Here is a 19369-nt window from a genome sequence, read left to right as displayed (position 1 = left end):
GGTTCCTCAGGACGCGCGGCGCACGCCCATCAGCCCTTCCAATGCAAGGCGAAGACCAGGGTGAACAGCCGCCGGGCGGTCTGGTGGTCGAGATCGACCTTACCGTCGAGACGCTGCTTCAGAAGTTCCGAGGCCTCGTTGTGCAGGCCGCGCCGACCCATGTCGATCGCCTCGATCTGCGTCGGCGAGGCAGTGCGGATGGCGCTGTAATAGCTCTCGCAGACCATCTCGTAGTCGCGGATCACCCGCCGGAACGGCGAGAGCGAGAGCAGGTGGGTCATCACCGGCTCGCCGCTTTCAGTCGAGATCGCCAGGGACAGCTTGTTCTCGACCAGCCCGATTACCAGTGCATAGGGGCCGTGATCGCGGCCGGGCAGGGCGAAGGCGTTTTCCTCTAGGATGTCGAAGATCGCGATGGCGCGCTCATGCTCCTGGTCGGGATTGCCACGGCTGATCGAGGCCTCGTCGAGGCTTACCGCCGCGAGGCGGTTGCTCGAGGCGTCGGTATCTGTCGCTTTGTCCGCTTCGGCCGGCATCGCCGTCGCCTTCTCTCAGCTTCGCGTCTGGAAACGCCTATCAGAGGTTTAAGCGGATCGCGACCGAGCGGGCGTGCCCGTCGAGGCCTTCGGACTGGCCGAGAGCGATCGCCGCCGGGCCGAGCGCTCTCAGCGCTGCAGGATCGCAACGCAAGATCGAGGTGCGCTTCATGAAATCGAGCACCGAAAGTCCCGATGAGAATCGCGCAGAGCGGGCGGTGGGCAGCACGTGGTTCGGGCCGCCGACATAGTCGCCGATCGCCTCCGGCGTGTGCGAGCCGAGGAAGATCGCGCCAGCATTGCGGATTTTGAGAGAGAGTTCCTCGGCGTCCTCGGTCTCGATCTCGAGATGTTCCGGCGCCAGCCGATCGACCAGGGGCACGGCCTCGTCGAAGTTTTGGACGCGGATGATCGCGCCGTAATCGCGCCAGCTCGCCCGAGCGATGGCTTGGCGCGACATGTGGGCAAGTGCCCGCTCGACGGCCTGCTCGACCTGTGCGGCCAAGCTGTCGGAGGTGGTGATCAGGATCGCCTGGGCTGCTTCGTCATGCTCGGCCTGGGCCAGGAGGTCGGCGGCGATCCAGTCGGGGTTGGCGTGTCCGTCGGCGAGGATCAGCACCTCGGAAGGGCCGGCGATCATGTCGATGCCGACCTGGCCGAACACCCGGCGCTTGGCGGCCGCGACATAGGCGTTGCCCGGTCCGACGATCTTGGCGACCGGCGCCACGGTCTTCGTCCCATAGGCCAAGGCCGCCACGGCCTGAGCGCCGCCCACCCGGAAGATCTCTGTGACGCCGGAGATCTGCGCTGCGGCGAGCACCAGCGGGTTGAGCCGGCCCTCCGGCGTCGGCACCACCATGGCGACGCGCGGCACGCCGGCGACGCGCGCGGGTACCGCGTTCATCAGGACGGAAGAGGGATAGCTCGCTGTCCCGCCGGGCACATAGAGACCGACCGATTCGAGCGCTGTCCAGCGCCAGCCCGACGTGACGCCGAGATCGTCGGTGGCGAGGTGATCCTTCGGCACCTGGAGACGGTGATAGGTCTCGATCCGCTCGGCGGCGAGGCGGAGTGCCGCCAGCGTCTCGGCCGGGCACTGAGCCATTGCGGCCTCGATCTCGTCCGCCGTGAACCGCAATGTGGCTTCCGAAAAATCCTCACCGAGGCGGTCGAAGCGGCGGCTGTAATCGACAAGTGCGCCATCGCCGCCGGAGACCACGCCGGCGATGATGCCGCGCACGGTCTCGTCGACATCCTCCGAGATCTCGCGCTTGACGCTGAGGAGGCGTGCGAAGGCCTCGCCGAAATCGGAAGCGCGGCTGTCGAGGCGGATCATGATGCGATGTCTCGGGTCTGGCCCTTAAGCGCGGCCTGTCCGGCCTGCTCGGCGTCGTGGTCGGGGCGCCCCTCCGCTTCCCATACGGGGCCGAGGTCCTTCATACGGATCTCGATGCATTCGAGCGCGAGTCGGATCGCGCCACCGCCGGCGAAGACCAGGGTCGCAGTGCCGGAGGGCACTTCGCCCGGCTCGAAGGTGACGGCGAGCAGGCTCAGGGTCTCGTCGGAGGCTTGCCCCGGGGCGATGCCTTTGCTCTTCACGCTCAGCACGCGCTCGAAATGGACGCCGACCAGGCGGCGGCGCGGAGGCTCGCCAGGGTCGGTCGAACGGTCGAAGCGGCGCGCCACCAGCACGAACCGGTGCTCGCCAGCAAGCCAGGCGAGATCGCCCGTCCGCAGGATTGCGTCCTGGAGGTTTGCGGAGATGACGGCGAGGTCTTCGGCGTCGAGGGCAGCGAGTTTGAGAAGCTCCACGAGGGCTCCGGCGGGGCTGGGTGTCCGGATCGTGCGGCGACCCGGACAATCATCGGCGTGTAGGTAGCGAGGCCCCTCGGCCTGGGCAACTCCACTGGGGTGGAACGATCGATCGTGGCCGTGCCACCTCCTCCCAATTCCGCCGGTGCATGACAGGTAGTGTGCGAATGGCCCTCGGATCGCGTCGTCCTCATCGTGACTGTTGATCGGACGGCATGCGATCACCTGCATGAAGATGATCGCGAGAGGCTGGCATGAGCACTCCCCGCAACGACCTCGACGCCTGGTGGATGCCCTTCACGGCCAATCGTGCGGCCAAGCGGGATCTGCGCATGATCGCGAGCGCAGAGGGCATGTATTACCGCACGCCGGACGGGCGACAGCTGCTCGACGGCATCTCCGGCCTCTGGTGCTGCAATGCCGGGCACAATCGCGCACCGATCGTTGCCGCGATCCAGGACCAGGCCGCGCGGCTCGACTATGCCCCGCCGTTCCAGTTCGGTCATGAAGGCGCCTTCGCGCTCGCCTCACGGATCGCCGAACTGGCGCCTGGCGACCTCGACCACGTCTTCTTCTGCAATTCCGGTTCGGAATCGGTCGATACGGCCCTCAAGATCGCGCTGGCCTATCGCCATGCCCGAGGGGAGGGCGGCCGCACCCGGCTGATCGGACGCGAGCGCGGCTATCACGGCACCGGTTTCGGCGGCATCTCGGTCGGCGGTCTCCCGGCCAATCGCAAGGCGTTCGGGCACGGCCTTTCGGGGATCGATCACCTGCCGCACACCTACGATCGCGAGCATCAAGCCTTTTCCGTCGGCGAACCCGACTGGGGCGTGCATTTGGCCGACGAAATGGAGCGGATCGTCGCCTTGAACGACGCCTCGACGATCTGCGCGGTGATCGTAGAGCCCATGGCAGGCTCGACCGGCGTGCTCGCGCCACCGAAGGGCTACCTGCAGCGGCTGCGCGGCATTTGCGACCGACACGGCATCCTGCTGATCTTCGATGAGGTCATCACCGGCTTCGGCCGGCTCGGATTCGCCTTCGCTGCCGAGCGCTATGGCGTGACGCCAGACATGATCTGCTTTGCGAAAGGCGTGACCAACGGCACCGTCCCGCTCGGCGGTGTGATCGTGCGCGAAGGGATCCACACGGCGCTGATGCAGGGGCCGGAGCGTGCGATCGAGCTATTTCATGGCTACACCTATTCCGGCCATCCGCTGGCCTGCGCCGCCGGGCTCACCACGCTCGACCTCTACCGGGACGAGGGGCTGTTCAAGCAGGCGCGTGCGCGGGAACCGATCTTTGCAAAAGCCATGATGAGCCTGCGCGAGGAGCCCAATGTGCTCGACATCCGCGTCGTCGGCCTCGCGGCCGCCATCGATCTCGCAGCGAGGGCCGATTCGCCGGGCGCGCGGGGCTACGAGGCCATGGTCCACGCCTTCAACGAGAGTGATCTCGTCATCCGCGTCTCGGGCGATACGCTGGCGCTGTGCCCGGCGCTGATCGTCAACGAAGACCAGATCGGCGAATTCGTGGACAAGACGCGAGCAGTGCTCCGGGCTTCGGCTTGAAACGAGTTCTCAAACAAAATTTCGCATGCATCTCCAAAAAGTCCGAGATGCTTTTCTCTGCGCTCTCGACCAAAACAAGCAGAAGCCCTTATCTCGGCCGCTGAGGATCTCGATGCATGGCCGCGTGCGCCCGCGCGTGCCCCCGAGATCCCGGCGATGGCCGGCAACCAAGAACACGAGGATCGGAAATGCCCTCTGATATCGAGATCGCCCGCGCGGCGACCCTGAAGCCCATCGCCGAGGTCGCCGCCAAGATTGGCATTCCGGACGAGGCGCTGCACAATTACGGCAAGCACATCGCCAAAATCGACCACGGCTTCATCAAGTCGCTCGACGGCAAGAGCCAGGGCAAGCTCGTCCTCGTCACCGCGATCTCGCCGACCCCCGCGGGCGAGGGCAAGACCACGACGACGGTCGGCCTGTCGGACGCGCTGAACCGCGTCGGCAAGAAGACGGTGGCCTGCCTGCGCGAGCCCTCGCTCGGCCCCTGCTTCGGCATGAAGGGCGGCGCGGCCGGCGGCGGCAAGGCCCAGGTCGTGCCGATGGAGCAGATCAACCTGCACTTCACCGGCGACTTCCACGCCATCACCTCGGCGCACTCGCTCGCCGCGGCGCTGATCGACAACCACATCTATTGGGCGAACGAGCTCAACATCGACGTGCGCCGCATCCACTGGCGCCGCGTCGTCGACATGAACGACCGGGCCCTGCGCGCCATCAATCAGTCGCTTGGCGGTGTCGCCAACGGCTTTCCTCGCGAGGACGGGTTCGACATCACCGTGGCCTCCGAGGTCATGGCGGTGTTCTGCCTCGCCAAGGACCTCGCCGACCTCGAAGCGCGCCTCGGCAAGATCGTCATCGCCGAGACCCGCGACCGCAAGCCGGTGACGCTCGCTCAGGTCAAGGCGACGGGCGCCATGACGGTGCTACTCAAGGACGCCCTGCAGCCGAACCTCGTGCAGACGCTCGAGGGCAACCCGGCCCTGATCCATGGCGGCCCCTTCGCCAACATCGCCCATGGCTGCAATTCGGTGATCGCTACTCAGACCGGCCTCAAGCTCGCCGATTACGTGGTGACGGAAGCCGGCTTCGGCGCCGATCTCGGCGCCGAGAAGTTCCTCGACATCAAGTGCCGGCAGACCGGCCTGCAGCCCTCGGCCGTGGTGATCGTCGCCACGATCCGCGCGCTCAAGATGCATGGCGGCGTCGACAAGAAGAGCCTCGCCACCGAGAACCTCGAGGCGCTGGAGAAGGGCTTTGCCAACCTCGCCCGCCACGTCGAGAACGTGCGCAGCTTCGGCCTGCCGGTCGTGGTCGGCGTGAACCACTTCTTCCAGGACACCGACGCCGAGCACGACAAGCTCAAGGGGCTGTGCAAGGAGAAGCTCCAGGTCGAGGCGATCACCTGCAAGCACTGGGCGGATGGCGGTGCCGGCGCCGAGGGCCTCGCCAACGCGGTGGTGAAGCTCGCCGAGGGCGAGCAGAAGCCGCTGACCTTCGCCTACGACACGAGCGCTAAGCTCGCCGACAAGGTGAAGGCGATCGCCACCAAGCTCTACGGCGCCTCCGGCATCTCCATCGACGGCAAGGCCGCCACCAAGCTCGCCGGCTTCGAGAAGGACGGCTACGGCGACCTGCCGGTCTGCATGGCCAAGACGCAGTACTCGTTCTCGACCGACCCCACCCTGATGGGCGCACCGTCAGGCCACACCATCACCGTGCGCGACGTCCGCCTTTCGGCCGGCGCCGGCTTCGTGGTGGTGATCTGCGGAGAGATCATGACGATGCCGGGCCTGCCCAAGGTCCCGGCCGCGGACACGATCCGGCTCGACGAGAACGGCCAGATCGACGGGTTGTTCTAGCCTTTACAAGGGGAGGGGCCACAGCCTCTCCCCGTCCGATTCCAGGTTCTCGCCGGCGGCCCCCCGGAATGATGGAGGCGCTACCTATCCGAGCAATGCCTTGATCTCCGCCACCAGCGCGTCCTTCAGGTCCGGCCGCTGCAGGCCATAGGCGATGTTCGCAGTGAGGAAACCGATCTTCGAGCCGGTGTCGTAGGTCTTGCCTTCGTAGCGCATGCCGAAGAATTTTTGGTCGGCCATCAGGTCGATCATCGCGTCGGTGAGCTGGATCTCGCCGCCGGCGCCCTTCTTGCCGTGCTCCAGGATCGAAAACACCTCGGGCTGCAGGATGTAGCGGCCGGAGATGATGAAGTTCGAGGGGGCGGTGCCCTGCTTCGGCTTCTCGACCATGCCGGTGATCTCGAAGGTCTGGCCGTAGGTCTCGCCCACCGAGACGATGCCGTATTGGTGCGTCTCCTCGGGCTTCACCTCCTCGACGGCGATGACGTTGCCGCCGTGCTTCTCGTAAGCCGAGAGCATCTGGCCCATGCAGCCGGGGCTCAGCATGTCGGGCAGCAGCACCGCGAAGGGCTCGTCGCCGACGATCTCGCGGGCGCACCAGACGGCGTGGCCGAGGCCGAGGGGAGCCTGCTGGCGGGTGAAGCTGGTCTGGCCGGCCTTGGGCAGGTCCTTCTTCAGCTCCTCGAAGGCGGCCGTCTTGCCGCGCTCCTGCAGGGTGGCGTCGAGCTCGTAGGCGATGTCGAAATGGTCCTCGATCACCGCCTTGCCGCGGCCGGTGACGAAGATGAAGTGCTCGATGCCGGCGGCCTTCGCCTCGTCGACGACGTGCTGCACCACGGGCCGGTCGACCACCGTGAGCATTTCCTTCGGCACCGCCTTGGTGGCGGGCAGGAAGCGCGTGCCGAGGCCGGCGACGGGGAGGACGGCTTTCCGGATTTTCTTCATCGATAGGCGATCCGTTGTGGCGTGCGTCGGATGGGGTGTTGCTGAGCTTCACATAGCATGGGGCCCGCACGGTTCACCGTCTAGGCGCCTTCACCGATTGAGAATTACGGATCTCTTCACAATTGGCCGCGCGTGGGACGAGACAAACTCGCTTCATCAAGCACCTGCCATTGTGTAGCGTCGAGCGACGCTGGAGGAGACGTTTCACATCATGGCGGTACTGGTTACGGGCGGTGCAGGATATATCGGCAGCCATATGGTGCTCGCGCTGATCGATGCCGGGCACGATGAGGTCGTGGTGATCGACGACCTCTCCACGGGTTTTGACTGGGCCTTGCCGCCCGAGGTGACCCTGGTCGTCGGCGACGTCGCGGACCATGATCTCGTCGCGAAGACCATCCGCGAGCACAAGGTCGAGGCGCTGGCGCATTTCGCAGCGCGGATCGTGGTGCCGGATTCGGTGGCCGACCCTCTGCACTACTATCTCGCAAACACCGTGAAGACGCGGGCGCTGATCGAGACCGCGGTTAAGGAGGGAGTGAAGCACGTCATCTTCTCCTCGACCGCGGCAGTCTATGGCGAGCCGGAAATCGTGCCAGTGCCGGAGAACCTGACGACCAACCCGATCAACCCCTACGGCCGCTCCAAGCTGATGAGCGAGTGGATGATCGCTGACGCCGCGAAGGCGCACGGCTTCAGTTACGTGATCCTGCGCTACTTCAACGTCGCCGGGGCCGATCCGCGCGGGCGCTCCGGCCAGTCGACGCCGAACGCCACGCACCTGATTAAGGTCGCGACCCAGGCTGCCCTCGGCCAGCGCTCGCATCTCGACGTCTACGGCACCGACTATCCGACGCCGGACGGCTCCTGCCTGCGCGACTACATCCAGGTCTCCGATCTCGCCGAGGCGCATCTCGTGGCGCTGAACTACCTGCGGAACGGCGGCGAGAGCCTGACGCTCAATTGCGGCTACGGCCAGGGCTACTCGGTCCTCGAGGTGATCGACGTGGTCAAGCGCGTCTCGGGCAAGGATTTCGAAGTGCGGCTCTCGCCGCGTCGTGCCGGCGACCCGGCCCGGATCGTCGCCAAGGCGGATCGCATCCGGAACGAGCTCGGCTGGACGCCGAAGCATGACGATCTCGACGGCATCGTGCGTCAGGCGCTCGATTGGGAGGATGCGCTGGGAAAGCGGAACCGGACGTGATGGGGGCAGGGATGGTACGTAAACCTATCCCTCCCCCCGTAGAGGGGGGAGAAGATCGGCTTGATCGTCGCTCCCTCCTGACGGCCGCTCTTGCTCTCGCCGCCTGCGGGAGCACGCGCCGTGCCCTCGCGGCCGACGCAGATTTCCGAGCCTTCATCGAGGGCGTGCGCCCCGAGGCTCAGGCCCGCGGCATCTCTCAGGCGACCTTCGATGCCGCTTTCCGCGACGTCACCGCTCCCGATACCGATGTCATTGGACGCACCAAGAAACAGGGTGAGTTCAGCAGGCCGGTCTGGGAGTATCTCGTTGGCGCGATCTCACCTGGCCGGCTCGACCGGGGCCGTGCCCATGCCGCACGGCTCTCCGACACGCTCGGCAGGATCGAGAAAGCCTACGGCGTCCCCCGCTGGGTCATGCTGGGCTTCTGGGGGATCGAATCGGATTTCGGCACCAGCCCCGGCACGCTGCCGATCGTGCGCTCGCTGGCAAGCCTCGCCTATGCCCGGCACCGCGGCGACTACTTTCGCCCCGAATTGCTCGCTGCCCTCGAGATCCTTCAGCGGGGCGATATCACGCCCGAGAAGATGAAGGGCTCCTGGGCCGGTGCCATGGGGCAGGTGCAGTTCCTGCCCTCGGTCTTCCTGAAATACGCGGTGGACTTCGATGGCGACGGGCATCGCGACATCTGGGGGTCACAGACGGATTCGCTCGCCTCGATCGGGCATTACCTGCAACAGATCGGCTGGAATCCGGCCTATTCCTGGGGCTACGAGGTGCGGCTGCCGCAGGATTTTGATCTGACCCGCTACAAGGGCGATCTCGCCGAGTTCGGCCGGCGCGGCGTCAAGCGCACCGATGGCAAGCCGCTGCCCGCGACGGGGTCCGGAAGTCTGTTCCTGCCCGGTGGCCTCGGCGCTCCGGTCTTCCTGATCACCGACAATTTCGAGGTGATCCGGGTCTACAACACGAGCGATTCCTACGCTCTCGCCGTCGGTCATCTCGCTGACCGGCTCTCGGGCGCCCCCCCTCTGGCGGCCCCATGGCCGACCAATGCTGCGCGGCTCGATAATGCCGGTCTGAAATCGCTGCAGGAAGGGCTGGCGGCAGCCGGCTTCTACAAGGGCGATTTCGACGGCCGCGCCGGGCCGAAGCTGCGCGAGGCCGTTCGGCAATACCAGATCAAGGCCGGGCTGCCGGCCGACGGCTATGCCAGCCCGGCACTCCTCGCCCATGTGAGCGGTGGCCGCTGACCCCCGCTCAACCCTGCGGCTTGATCTTCAGCTGGTCTATCGCCCAGCGCCAGGAGCCGTCTCCCTGCTTGCGGGCCAGCTCGACGGACAGGTTGCCGTTCGGCAGGCGCGCGAAGGTGAGCGCGAGGTCTCCGTTGACGATCGGTTCCAACTCCTCGGCCATCGGGAAGTCGGATTTCTTGGCGAGCAGGTCGGTGTAGAAGCGTCGGATCTCCTCGTGTCCTGTCGCGACGACCCGGCCGGCGGCGACGATGGCAGTCGGCTCGTAAAGGGCCACGAGCCCTTCGGCGTCGCCCGCATTGGCGCGGGCGTTGAAGAGCCCGGCCAGTTCGTTGGGCTGTTGCGCACCCTTGCGATGATCGTCCTGCATCAGGTGTCTCCTCTCTCTATTTCAGGCGTTCGCCCCGAGAATCCGTGACCGAGACCGCAACGGGGATGCCCATCTTCACGCTCTCCGAGACGGTGCAGAATCGCTCGAATTGAGCGAGCACCTGCTCGATCCGCGGCATCTGCGCGGCCTCGGCACCGAGGCTGATCTCCACGTCGATCCCGACGATGCGCAGGCGCTGCTCCGCGTTTCGGGCGACCTGGGCCGAGGCCTTGGCCGAGACGCCGCCACTTTCTTGCCGGAACTTGCCCAGCGCGAAGGCGAGGCTGGCGCAGAGGCAATTGCTCACACCAGCGATCATCAGTTGCTCCGGTGATGGACCGGCTTCCCGGCCAATCGGCTCGGGCTCGTCCGAGACGAGAGCCGGAAAGGCCTCGCCGAAATCGATCAGGAACTTGAAGCCCTCGACCTGGGTGATGATGATACTCGGCTTCGACGCCATCCCGGCTCATCTCCTCCCGATCCCGGTCCAGCGTGCGATCGTCGGTGGGACAACGATCGGTCGCGCCGCCGGTATCCCCAGCGTTGGTCTAGCCCGCTCGAATGGCGGCCTTGACCGCTCTTCTGGGTCTGGTATACCAAATGCCAATCACCGAGTCACCGGACGTTGGGGAGAGCCCTCGTCTCGGCAAACGGGAGGACAAACGCCATGACCGATCCTTGCCCAGCCCATCGGCGCGCGCGGCACTCGGTCTGACATGCCGTCGAATTTCGACGTTTCGGGACTGGTCGATGCGATCGGCGATGCGGTCGTCATTTCCGATCGAGAAGGTTTGATCGTCGTCTGGAATCCGGCCGCGGAGCGGATCTTCGGCTTTTCCGAAGCCGAAGCGCTCGGTCAGAGCCTCGACCTGATCACGCCAGATCGCCACCGCCGTCGCCATTGGGACGGCTACCACAAGAGCATGAGCACCGGCACCACGAAGTATGGCGCCGACGTGCTGAAGGTCCCCGCCCTGCACAAGGACGGGCATCAACTCTCGATCGCTTTCACCGTCGGAATGCTCCGCGGTGACGATGGGGACGTCACGGGCATCGCCGCGATCATCCGCGACGAGACCGCACGCTGGGAGGAGGAGCGGCGCCTGCGGCGCCGGGTCTCCGACCTCGAGGCAGAGCTGAAGCCAGCTTCAGTCTAGATCCGTAGAAGCCGCCTTTCTCGGCAGTTTCTGCAACAGTTCACCGAGACCGGCAAAGAGATCGAAGTAAGGGAGAAGACGAGAATGACCCAGCCGTTGGAAGGCATCAAGATCATCGACTTCACGCACGTCCAGGCCGGTCCCGCCTGCACGCAGCTCCTCGCCTGGTTCGGCGCGGACGTGATCAAGGTCGAGCGCCCCGGCGCCGGCGACGTCACCCGCAGCCAGCTGCGTCACGTGGAAGATGCCGACGCGCTCTACTTCACGATGCTGAACTCGAACAAGCGTTCGCTCACGCTCGACACCAAGACCCCCAAGGGCAAGGAAGTGCTCGAGAAGCTGATCCGCGAGTCGGACGTCATGGTCGAGAATTTCGGCCCCGGCGCCCTCGACCGCATGGGCTTCTCCTGGGCACGCATTCAGGAACTGAACCCGGGCATGATCCTCGCCTCGGTGAAGGGCTTCTCGGATGGCCACCACTACGAGGACCTGAAGGTCTACGAGAACGTCGCCCAGTGCGCCGGCGGTGCCGCTTCGACCACCGGTTTCTGGGATGGCCCGCCCACCGTGTCGGCTGCCGCTCTCGGTGACTCGAACACCGGTATGCACCTCGCCATCGGCATCCTCACGGCGCTCCGCCACAAGGACAAGACCGGCAAGGGCCAGAAGGTCGCCGTGTCGATGCAGGACTCCGTGATCAACCTCTGCCGCGTGAAGCTGCGCGACCAGCAGCGCCTCGACGCTGTCGGTTACCTCGAAGAGTACCCGCAGTACCCGCACGGCGAGTTCACGGACGTGGTGCCGCGCGGCGGTAACGCGGGCGGCGGCGGTCAGCCGGGCTGGGTGCTGAAGTGCAAGGGCTGGGAGACCGACCCGAACGCCTACATCTACTTCACGATCCAGGGCCATGCCTGGGCGCCGATCTGCAAGGCTCTCGGCCGCGAGGAGTGGATCGACGATCCGGCCTACAACACCGCCCGCGCTCGCCAGGACAAGATCTTCGACATCTTCAAGACGATCGAAGAGTGGCTGGCCGACAAGACCAAGTTCGAGGCCGTCGACATCCTGCGCAAGTTCGACATCCCGTGCTCGCCGGTCCTGTCGATGAAGGAAATCGCTGCGGACAAGTCGCTGCGCGAGAGCGGCACCATCGCCGAGGTGTCGCACCCGAAGCTCGGCTCGTACCTGACCGTCGGAAGCCCGATCAAGTTCTCGGACCTGAAGGTCAACATCAAGGCTTCGCCGCTTCTCGGCGAGCACACCAACGAGGTTCTGAAGGATCTGGGCTACACCCAGCAGCAGATCGCAGAACTGCATGACGCGAAGGCCGTCTGACGCGACGGTCTGAAGCCCGGCGAGAGGGCGGCGAAGCGCGCCGCCCTCAGTTCGGACCATCCTGGATCTTCCTCTCCCAGGAAGGGTGCGCCGGTGGGGAGAGCCCAAGGCGCGTCTTTTCAACTCCGGGCCGATTCGTCGGCCCGGCTTTTCTTTACCCAACGATGCAACCTTAGCGCTTTCCGCTCCGCCGGCGCACGCATGACGAGCTGCGCGGTTCCGTTTCAGGATCGTCACCGCCACACCGAGGTCCTGCCGATGCAGAGCTCCTTCCTGCGCCGTTTCGTGCCGGAACTGCCCTCCATCAGTCCGCGTGAGCGTGTCCGCTCCGCTTGCGGGGCCATGATCGGGCTGTTTCTGACCGGCCTGATCTCGCATTTCGCTATCGGCTCGGGAGCGGCCTTGCCGACCCTGATCGCCCCGATGGGCGCCTCCGCCGTCCTTCTCTTCGCAGTACCCTCGAGCCCGCTCGCTCAACCTTGGTCGATTCTGGGCGGCAATCTCGTGTCGGCGATCGTCGGCGTCACTGCCGCGGCGAGCATCGCCGATCCGGTGATCGCGTGTGCCGTTGCGGGCTCCGTCGCGATCGCATCGATGATGCTGCTCGGCTGCCTTCACCCGCCGAGCGGGGCCGTGGCGCTCACGGCCGTGCTCGGAGGCCCGGTGGTCCACGACCTCGGATATGGGTTCGTGCTCTGGCCCGTCGGCGTGAACTCGGTTCTGCTGCTGCTCTCCGCACTGGTCTTCAACAACCTGACCGGACGCTCATACCCGCACGTGGCTCCGAGCCAGCCGGCGAACGACGTCGGCGCCGGGCCCGCTTCAGCGGGAGGCCTGACGGCGGCTGACGTCGACGCCGCCCTGAGCGAGGTCGACGAGGTCCTCGATATCAGCCGTGCAGATCTGCGGGCGATCTTGCGGCGCGCGCAAATCCACGCGTCCCTTCGCCGCTCGGGGCAGACGACCTGCGCCGCCGTGATGTCTCTGGAAGTGCGCGCCATCGCTCCCGAGACGAAGCTCCGCGAGGCACTCGATACCTTACGGCGCTACCGCGTCACCATGCTGCCAGTGACCGACGAGAAGGCGAGGGTGCTCGGCGTCGTCACGCAGACCGACCTGATCGACAAGGCGGTTTGGGACAAGCGCGGCCCTCGCCTGGCCTTCGATCGCCGTGTCCAACTTACCCTCGAGCGAGGCCGCGCGCCTCACGGCTCGGTGGCAGACGTGATGACGAGACATTTCGCCAGACTGCGTCCTGAGACCGTCGCCAGCGAGGCAGTTCTGGAGATGACCCAGGCGGGCTTCCATCACGCGCCCGTCGTCGCGCCGGATGGCCGCCTGATTGGCGTCGTCGCCCAGACGGATCTCGTCGGGGCGATGCTAGCCGATATGGCGAGCCACGGCGACAACGACGCGACGCTGTTCTCCGCCGCCAGCTGAGCGATCAGCCCGCCGTCGGCGGATCCTGCAGGAAGAAGTCGACGGCCTGGCGCACCACGCCCGGATTGTAGGCGTGCGGACCGTCATATTCGACGTAGGTGACGTCGTAGCCCGCCTCGCGCAGCACGCGGGAATGCGTCCGGCCGCTCCGGTCGATCGGGATCTGCTCGTCCTGGGTTCCGTGCGAGATGAAGATGCGCGGCGACCCAGCTTGGGCCTGAACGGACATGAAGCCGGCCGACGACACGATCACGTGGCTGACGATGTCGCCATTGGTGATGCCGATCGACATGGCATAGCTGCCACCGTCCGAATGGCCCGCGAAGGCGAAGCGCGCAGGGTCGAGCAGGAAGTGGCGGGCGACCACGGCCAGTGTGAGGTCGAGGCGCGCGCGGTCCGGCCCGTTGCCGGCGATGACCAGATCCCATGTCGGATGCATCGATTGCGGGGCCAACAACAGGAAGCCGCGCGCCTCGGCTTGCCCCTGCAGCATCGGAAGGATCTTTTCCGCGCTGCCACCGCCACCGTGAAACAGAACGACGAGCGGCACGGGCTTACGTGCGTCGATGCCCTCGGGAACGACGAGGACCGCGTCTCGCTCGGTGAAAAGCCCGAGCTCGTGACGTCCCGGAGGGATGGGCTCAGCGGTCGGTAGCCGGTGTAGAAAGCTGAGGCGTCCGGCGAGATGAGGATCGAGGGGAGGGGTGTCCGTCGCAGTGGAGCTCATGGCCGTCCCTTGCGCTGGTGAGTGAAATGGAAAGGGCCGCAGCGCGTGACGCTGCGGCCCCGGTTCAGGCGTCGTTGATGCGCCGCCTTACTTCTTCTTCTTGACCACGCTCTGCGGGTTGAGGCTGCCGATATTGCCGCTCTCGCTGCCGGCTGCCGGGTCGATCTCGGCGTTGATGAGGGTCGGCTTGCCCGAATCCATCGCGGCGTCGACTGCGCGCTTCAACTCGTCCGGGGTCGTGACGTTCACGCCGACGCCGCCGAAGGCCTCCATCATCTTGTCGTAGCGCGAGCCCGGCACAAACACCGTGGTGCCCGGATCGCGACCGGTCGGGTCGGTGTCGGTGCCGCGATAGATGCCGTTGTTGTTGAAGATCACGATGCAGACCGGCAGGTTGTACCGGCAGATCGTTTCGACCTCCATGCCCGAGAAGCCGAAGGCCGAGTCACCCTCGACGGCGAGAACCGGCTTGCCGGTCTCGATGGCGGCGGCGACGGCGAAGCCCATGCCAATGCCCATCACGCCCCAGGTACCGACGTCCAAGCGCTTGCGCGGCTGGTACATGTCGATGACGCCGCGGGCGAGATCGAGGGTGTTGGCGCCTTCGTTGACGAGGATGGCGTCCGGACGCTCCTTGATCACGGTGCGCAGGGCGCCGAGAGCCGAATGGAAGTCCATCGGCGAGGTGTTCTTCATGAGCTTCGGCGCCATCTTGGCGACGTTCGCCTCGCGCTTCGTGCGCAGCGTCTCGATCCAGTCGGCCGGCGGGGCCTTCCAGCCCTTGTTCATGCCATCGAGCAGGGCAGCGACGCAGGAGCCGATGTCGCCAACCACCGGAGCGACGATCTCGACATTCGAATCCATCTCGCGCGGTTCGATGTCGATCTGGATGAAGCGCTTGGAGCCGGGCTCACCCCAGGTCTTGCCCTTGCCGTGCGAGAGCAGCCAGTTCAGTCGGGCGCCGACGAGCAGGACGACGTCGGAATCCTTGAGCGCGGTCGAGCGGGCGGCACCGGCCGACAGCGGGTGGGTGTCCGGCAGCAGGCCCTTTGCCATGCTCATCGGCACGTAGGGGATGCCGCTCTTCTCGACGAGGTCGCGCACGAGGTCGTCGGCCTGGGCGTAAGCGGCGCCCTTGCCGAGCACGATCAGCGGACGCTTGGCGTTCTTGAGTTCCTCGAGGGCGCGGGCAATGGCGCTCGGAGCCGGGATCTGGGCCGGGGCCGCATCGATCACCTTCACCAGCGACTTGGCGCCGGCTTCGGCGTCCATCACCTGGGAGAACAGCTTGGCGGGCAGGTCGAGATAGACGCCACCGGGACGGCCGGACACGGCAGCGCGGATGGCGCGGGCGACGCCGATGCCGATGTCGCAGGCGTGCAGCACGCGGAAGGCGGCCTTGCAGAGAGGCTTGGCGATGGCGAGTTGGTCCATCTCCTCGTAGTCGCCCTGCTGCAGGTCGACGATCTCACGCTCGGAGGAGCCCGAGATCAGGATCATCGGGAAGCAGTTGGTGGTGGCGTTGGCGAGGGCGGTCAGGCCGTTCAGGAAGCCAGGCGCCGAGACGGTGAGGCAGATGCCCGGCTTCTTGGTGAGGAAGCCGGCGATGGCGGCGGCGTTGCCGGCATTCTGCTCGTGGCGGAACGACACGACACGGATGCCTTCGGCCTGGCACATGCGCCCGAGATCGGTAATCGGAATGCCGGGCACGCCGTAGATGGTCTCGATGCCGTTGAGCTTCAGAGCATCGATGACGAGGTGGAAGCCATCGGTCTGTTCGGCTTCGGTGTCGGCGGACGTATCAACGAGCTGTGCCACTGCGGACATTTCTATTCCTCCCGAGTGATTTTATCGGCGTACCGCGCTCTCCGGACCGGTGGACACCGAATCGGCGTAGGCGGCGCTTCAACCGAGCATCTGGTATACCAGATACCAAATAGGGGTCAATGAAAACGCCGGCCGGATTTGATCCGGCCGGCGTCATAACATGTGGGTGGCGTGGTCAGGCCAGGGTCAGGGAGCTGACCTTGCCGTCGCTCGCCTGCTCACCCTCGGTGAGGTAGCGGCGACGCAGCGGCTTCAGGACGAAGATCGCGAGCGAGGCCGCGATGGCGTTGAGGACGATGATCAGCGCGAAGACCGCCGACCAGCCATAGGCCGCCGAGAGCATGCTGGCGAAGGGCACGAGGAAGGCCGCGGTACCCTTTGCCGTGTAGAGCAGGCCGGCGTTGCTGGCTGCGAACTTCGAGCCGAACGTATCGCCGCAGGTTGCCGGGAACAGCGAGTAGATCTCGCCGAACACGCCGAAATACACCGCCGTCGCGAAGACGAAGACGTAGGGGTTGGTGCCGAAGTTCAGCATCGCGATGATGGCGATCGCCGCCGTCGAGAAAGCGATGAACATCGTGTTCTCACGGCCGATATTGTCCGAGACCCAGCCGAAGAACGGGCGACCGAAGCCGTCGAAGATGCGGTCAAGCGAGATCGCGAAGGTCAGAGCCGCCATCTGCAGCCCGAACAGGCTCACCGGCACATCCGCGACCTTGTAGTCGTGGGCGATCGGGGCGATCTGCGCGGCGGCCATCAGGCCACCCGAAGCGACCATGACGAACATGGCGTACATCACCCAGAACACGGGTGTGCGCACGGCTTCCTTCGGAGTGCGGTCGACCTTGGTCTGGGGCAGGCGCAGGCTCTTACGCTGGACCGGCACGGCGACCGACGGCTTGCGCAGCAGCAGCGAGAGAAAGACTACGACGATGCCCTGGCCGAGGCCGAAATACAGGAAGGCATCCTGGTAGCCGCTGGTGGCGATCATCTTGGCGATCGGCACGACGGTGATGGCAGCGCCCGCGCCGAAGCCGGCCGCCGTGGCGCCGGCGGCGAGGCCGCGGCGGTGGGGGAACCACTTCAGGGCGTTACCGACGCAGGTGCCGTAAACCGAGCCGGCGCCGATGCCGCCGATCACGGCAGCGAGATACAGCAGGGCCAGCGAATCGGCGTGCGCGTTCAGGAACCAGGCGAGCCCGATCATGATACCGCCGAAGAACACGACGACGCGCGGGCCGTAGCGGTCGACGAACCAGGTCTCGACTGGAACGAGCCAGGTCTCGGTGGCGACGAAGAGCGTAAAGGCGAACTGGATGGCCGCGCGGCCCCAGTGAAATTTCTGGTCGATCGGATCGACGAAGAGTGTCCAGCCGTACTGGAGGTTGGCGATCATCGCCATGCAGAGCACGCCGAAGGCGAGCTGCCACCACTTGGCCGAGGGTGCATCGTGCGGCGTGGCCGCGGGAGTAGCGGCTGAGGTCAGCCCGTCCTGACGTTCCATCCCGGATTCCTTCCGTTGAGGGTCTTTTCGAGCCCTTGGCGGCGCATCATGCACGGGATTGCTAGGTATGCAATATACCAGGATTAAGTTTGTTGTTCGGACGTAATATCCTGCATTGCTGATTGATGATTTTTTGCAGGGCTCCCCGCAAGCTCTCATCGGCTGATCGACGAATCAGCAAGCGTGAGCCGACCGCTCGAACGAATACGCGCGCCGGGCGTCTCTGCCGCAGCGCGCGTCTGTGTCGGATATCGGGCGCCGGTCTGATGGACCGGCGCCGGTTCTCGAGAGCCGCTTACGCGGTCTGGACTGCACCCACCGCAGCCGGCTCCTTGGTGTAGGAGGCCCGCATCGGCTTGAGCACGAAGAGTGCCATGATCGCAGCGAGGATGTTCAATCCGGCGGCGGCAAGGAACACTGCGTGCCACGAGCCCGTCATCGTCGTCAGGACGCTGGTGAAGGGCACGATCAGAGCCGCCGTTCCCTTGGCCGTGTAGAGCAGGCCCGCATTCGTCGCGGCATACTTCGAACCGAAGGTATCACCGCAGGTCGCCGGGAACAGCGAGTAGATCTCACCCCAGGCGAAGAACACGAGACCGGTCAGGATCACGAACATGAACGGGTCGTTGCCGAACACGCTCAGCAGGTAGATGCCGACACCTTCGATGGCGAAGGAGAGGAACATCGTGTTCTCGCGACCGATATGGTCGGAGACCCAGCCGAAGAACGGACGCGTGACACCGTTGAGCACGCGGTCGATCGTCGCCGCGAAGGTCAGCGCCGGCAGGGTGATGCCGAGCAGGCTCACCGGCGTGTCGATGATGTGGAAGTCCTTGGCGATCGGGCCAAGCTGCGCGGTAGCCATCAGGCCGCCAGCCGCCATCATCACGAACATCGCGTACATGATCCAGAAAATCGGCGTACGCACCATCTCGCCAGGCGTGAAGTCGCGCTTGCTCTGGCTGACCTTGGCAACTTCCGGAACCTGACCCTTCTTCGGGGCGACGAGGAACAGCGCCAGCAGCATGACGATCACGCCCTGGCCGATGCCGAAGTAGAAGAAGGCCGACTCGTAGCCGTAGTTCCTGATCATGGCCTGGATCGGCACGACGGTCAGAGCCGAGCCTGCACCGAAGCCCATCGCAGTGATGCCGGCGGCGAGACCACGACGATCCGGGAACCACTTGAGCGAGTTGCCGACGCAGGTGCCGTAGACGGCGCCGGCGCCCGTACCACCGACAGCAGCGGCGATGTAGAGCATCGTCAGCGAGTCTGCGTAGGAGTTCATCACCCAGCCGATGGCGCAGAGCAGGCCGCCGACCAGTGCGACGATACGCGGGCCGTATTTATCGACGAACCAGCCCTCGATCGGGACAAGCCAGGTCTCGGTGACAACGAACATCGTGAAGGCGACCTGGATCGCAGCGCGGTCCCAGCCGTGGCGCTCCTGGATCGGGTTCACGAAGAAAGTCCAGCCGTACTGCATGTTCGCAATCATGCACATGCAGATGACGCCGAAGATCAGTTGCAGCCATCGGCTGCTCGGCGGCGAGCTTGCTGTTACAGAAGGGGTAGCCATTGCTTTTCTCCGTAGGCCTTTGGGATGTCTGGCGTTACTGGGCCGATATTTTTGTGTTCTTTGGCTTCGATCGTTAATCGTCGAAGGCCTGTAATCGTGTTGGACGGCTTCACCTCTGCGCAATCGCCTCGGGCAGAAAGCCGGTTTCAAGCTGAACTTCTCTAACCACTCCTGCGTCTTCCATGATCGTCTTCGCCAGCATGACGAAGAACGAGGGTTAGGCCCGATCAATCTTTCGGACCACACC

17 protein-coding genes are annotated in these 19369 nt (G+C 65.4%); 7 read left to right on the top strand and 10 right to left on the bottom strand.

Annotated features, from left to right (window positions below):
- Nucleotides 1-29 precede the first annotated feature (29 nt).
- From HCU64_RS12530 to HCU64_RS12520, 3 genes are read right to left on the bottom strand one after another with little or no spacing between them, the layout of a single operon-like run.
- Nucleotides 30-536, bottom strand: a complete 507-nt coding sequence (locus HCU64_RS12530) for a UPF0262 family protein (protein WP_233384245.1) — start codon at nucleotides 534-536, stop codon at nucleotides 30-32.
- Nucleotides 537-576: 40 nt separating this feature from the next.
- Complete coding sequence (hisD, locus tag HCU64_RS12525) at nucleotides 577-1872, bottom strand: histidinol dehydrogenase (protein WP_233384244.1); 1296 nt, start codon at nucleotides 1870-1872, stop codon at nucleotides 577-579.
- Nucleotides 1869-2348: a DUF2948 family protein gene (locus HCU64_RS12520; RefSeq protein ID WP_233384243.1), complete on the bottom strand. Its 480-nt coding sequence runs from the start codon at nucleotides 2346-2348 to the stop codon at nucleotides 1869-1871. Before HCU64_RS12520 ends, hisD begins: the two co-directional genes overlap by 4 nt.
- A gap of 254 nt (nucleotides 2349-2602) precedes the next feature.
- Here HCU64_RS12520 and HCU64_RS12515 point away from each other — a divergent pair, with 254 nt between their 5' ends.
- Both HCU64_RS12515 and HCU64_RS12510 read left to right on the top strand, forming a co-directional pair.
- Nucleotides 2603-3922: an aspartate aminotransferase family protein gene (locus HCU64_RS12515; protein WP_233384242.1), complete on the top strand. Its 1320-nt coding sequence runs from the start codon at nucleotides 2603-2605 to the stop codon at nucleotides 3920-3922.
- Nucleotides 3923-4110: 188 nt separating this feature from the next.
- The gene (locus HCU64_RS12510; RefSeq protein ID WP_233384241.1) at nucleotides 4111-5784 is read left to right on the top strand and encodes a formate--tetrahydrofolate ligase; all 1674 of its coding nucleotides are present in this window, start codon (nucleotides 4111-4113) and stop codon (nucleotides 5782-5784) included.
- Between the two features lie 84 nt (nucleotides 5785-5868).
- Here HCU64_RS12510 and HCU64_RS12505 read toward each other — a convergent pair whose 3' ends face one another.
- Nucleotides 5869-6729: a UTP--glucose-1-phosphate uridylyltransferase gene (locus tag HCU64_RS12505; RefSeq protein ID WP_233384240.1), complete on the bottom strand. Its 861-nt coding sequence runs from the start codon at nucleotides 6727-6729 to the stop codon at nucleotides 5869-5871.
- A 211-nt stretch (nucleotides 6730-6940) separates the two neighbouring features.
- On the opposite strand from HCU64_RS12505, the gene galE reads away from it, so the two are divergent.
- A complete protein-coding gene (galE, locus tag HCU64_RS12500; RefSeq protein WP_233384239.1) occupies nucleotides 6941-7933 on the top strand; it encodes a UDP-glucose 4-epimerase GalE in 993 nt (330 codons plus the stop codon).
- Between the two features lie 11 nt (nucleotides 7934-7944).
- On the top strand, nucleotides 7945-9183 hold the full coding sequence (locus HCU64_RS12495) for a lytic murein transglycosylase (RefSeq protein WP_233384238.1): 1239 nt from the start codon (nucleotides 7945-7947) through the stop codon (nucleotides 9181-9183).
- Nucleotides 9184-9190: 7 nt separating this feature from the next.
- Here the strand turns inward: HCU64_RS12495 and HCU64_RS12490 are convergent, their stop codons facing one another.
- Nucleotides 9191-9553 carry a YybH family protein gene (locus tag HCU64_RS12490; RefSeq protein WP_233384236.1) on the bottom strand — a complete coding sequence of 121 codons (363 nt, stop codon included), beginning with the start codon at nucleotides 9551-9553 and terminating at the stop codon, nucleotides 9191-9193.
- A gap of 16 nt (nucleotides 9554-9569) precedes the next feature.
- Nucleotides 9570-10013 (bottom strand): OsmC family protein, encoded by a 444-nt coding sequence (locus HCU64_RS12485; protein ID WP_233384235.1) that lies wholly within the window; start codon nucleotides 10011-10013, stop codon nucleotides 9570-9572.
- 256 nt (nucleotides 10014-10269) lie between these two features.
- Between HCU64_RS12485 and HCU64_RS12480 the strand changes: the two genes are divergently transcribed.
- The 3 genes from HCU64_RS12480 to HCU64_RS12470 all read left to right on the top strand — a co-directional run bounded on the left by HCU64_RS12480 (nucleotide 10270) and on the right by HCU64_RS12470 (nucleotide 13485).
- Nucleotides 10270-10710 carry a PAS domain-containing protein gene (locus tag HCU64_RS12480; protein WP_233384234.1) on the top strand — a complete coding sequence of 147 codons (441 nt, stop codon included), beginning with the start codon at nucleotides 10270-10272 and terminating at the stop codon, nucleotides 10708-10710.
- 84 nt (nucleotides 10711-10794) lie between these two features.
- On the top strand, nucleotides 10795-12045 hold the full coding sequence (frc, locus tag HCU64_RS12475; RefSeq protein ID WP_233384233.1) for a formyl-CoA transferase: 1251 nt from the start codon (nucleotides 10795-10797) through the stop codon (nucleotides 12043-12045).
- 258 nt (nucleotides 12046-12303) lie between these two features.
- Nucleotides 12304-13485 (top strand): HPP family protein, encoded by a 1182-nt coding sequence (locus tag HCU64_RS12470; protein WP_233384232.1) that lies wholly within the window; start codon nucleotides 12304-12306, stop codon nucleotides 13483-13485.
- A 4-nt stretch (nucleotides 13486-13489) separates the two neighbouring features.
- Here the strand turns inward: HCU64_RS12470 and HCU64_RS12465 are convergent, their stop codons facing one another.
- From HCU64_RS12465 to oxlT (HCU64_RS12450), 4 genes are all read right to left on the bottom strand, one after another.
- Nucleotides 13490-14212, bottom strand: coding sequence for an alpha/beta hydrolase (locus HCU64_RS12465; protein ID WP_233384231.1), 723 nt, complete (start codon nucleotides 14210-14212; stop codon nucleotides 13490-13492).
- Between the two features lie 87 nt (nucleotides 14213-14299).
- Nucleotides 14300-16039, bottom strand: coding sequence for an oxalyl-CoA decarboxylase (gene oxc, locus HCU64_RS12460; protein WP_233384230.1), 1740 nt, complete (start codon nucleotides 16037-16039; stop codon nucleotides 14300-14302).
- A 175-nt stretch (nucleotides 16040-16214) separates the two neighbouring features.
- Entirely contained in the window at nucleotides 16215-17543 is a 1329-nt protein-coding gene (gene oxlT / locus HCU64_RS12455; protein WP_267922298.1) for an oxalate/formate MFS antiporter, read from the bottom strand.
- A 295-nt stretch (nucleotides 17544-17838) separates the two neighbouring features.
- Nucleotides 17839-19122: an oxalate/formate MFS antiporter gene (gene oxlT, locus HCU64_RS12450; protein ID WP_233384229.1), complete on the bottom strand. Its 1284-nt coding sequence runs from the start codon at nucleotides 19120-19122 to the stop codon at nucleotides 17839-17841.
- Between the last annotated feature and the right edge of the window lie 247 nt (nucleotides 19123-19369).

Origin of the sequence: Methylobacterium sp. C25 (assembly GCF_021352225.1) — a bacterium.
Lineage (GTDB): Bacteria > Pseudomonadota > Alphaproteobacteria > Rhizobiales > Beijerinckiaceae > Methylobacterium.
The sequence above is the reverse complement of the archived record's forward strand: the minus strand, read 5'-3'. Positions and strand labels throughout refer to the sequence as shown.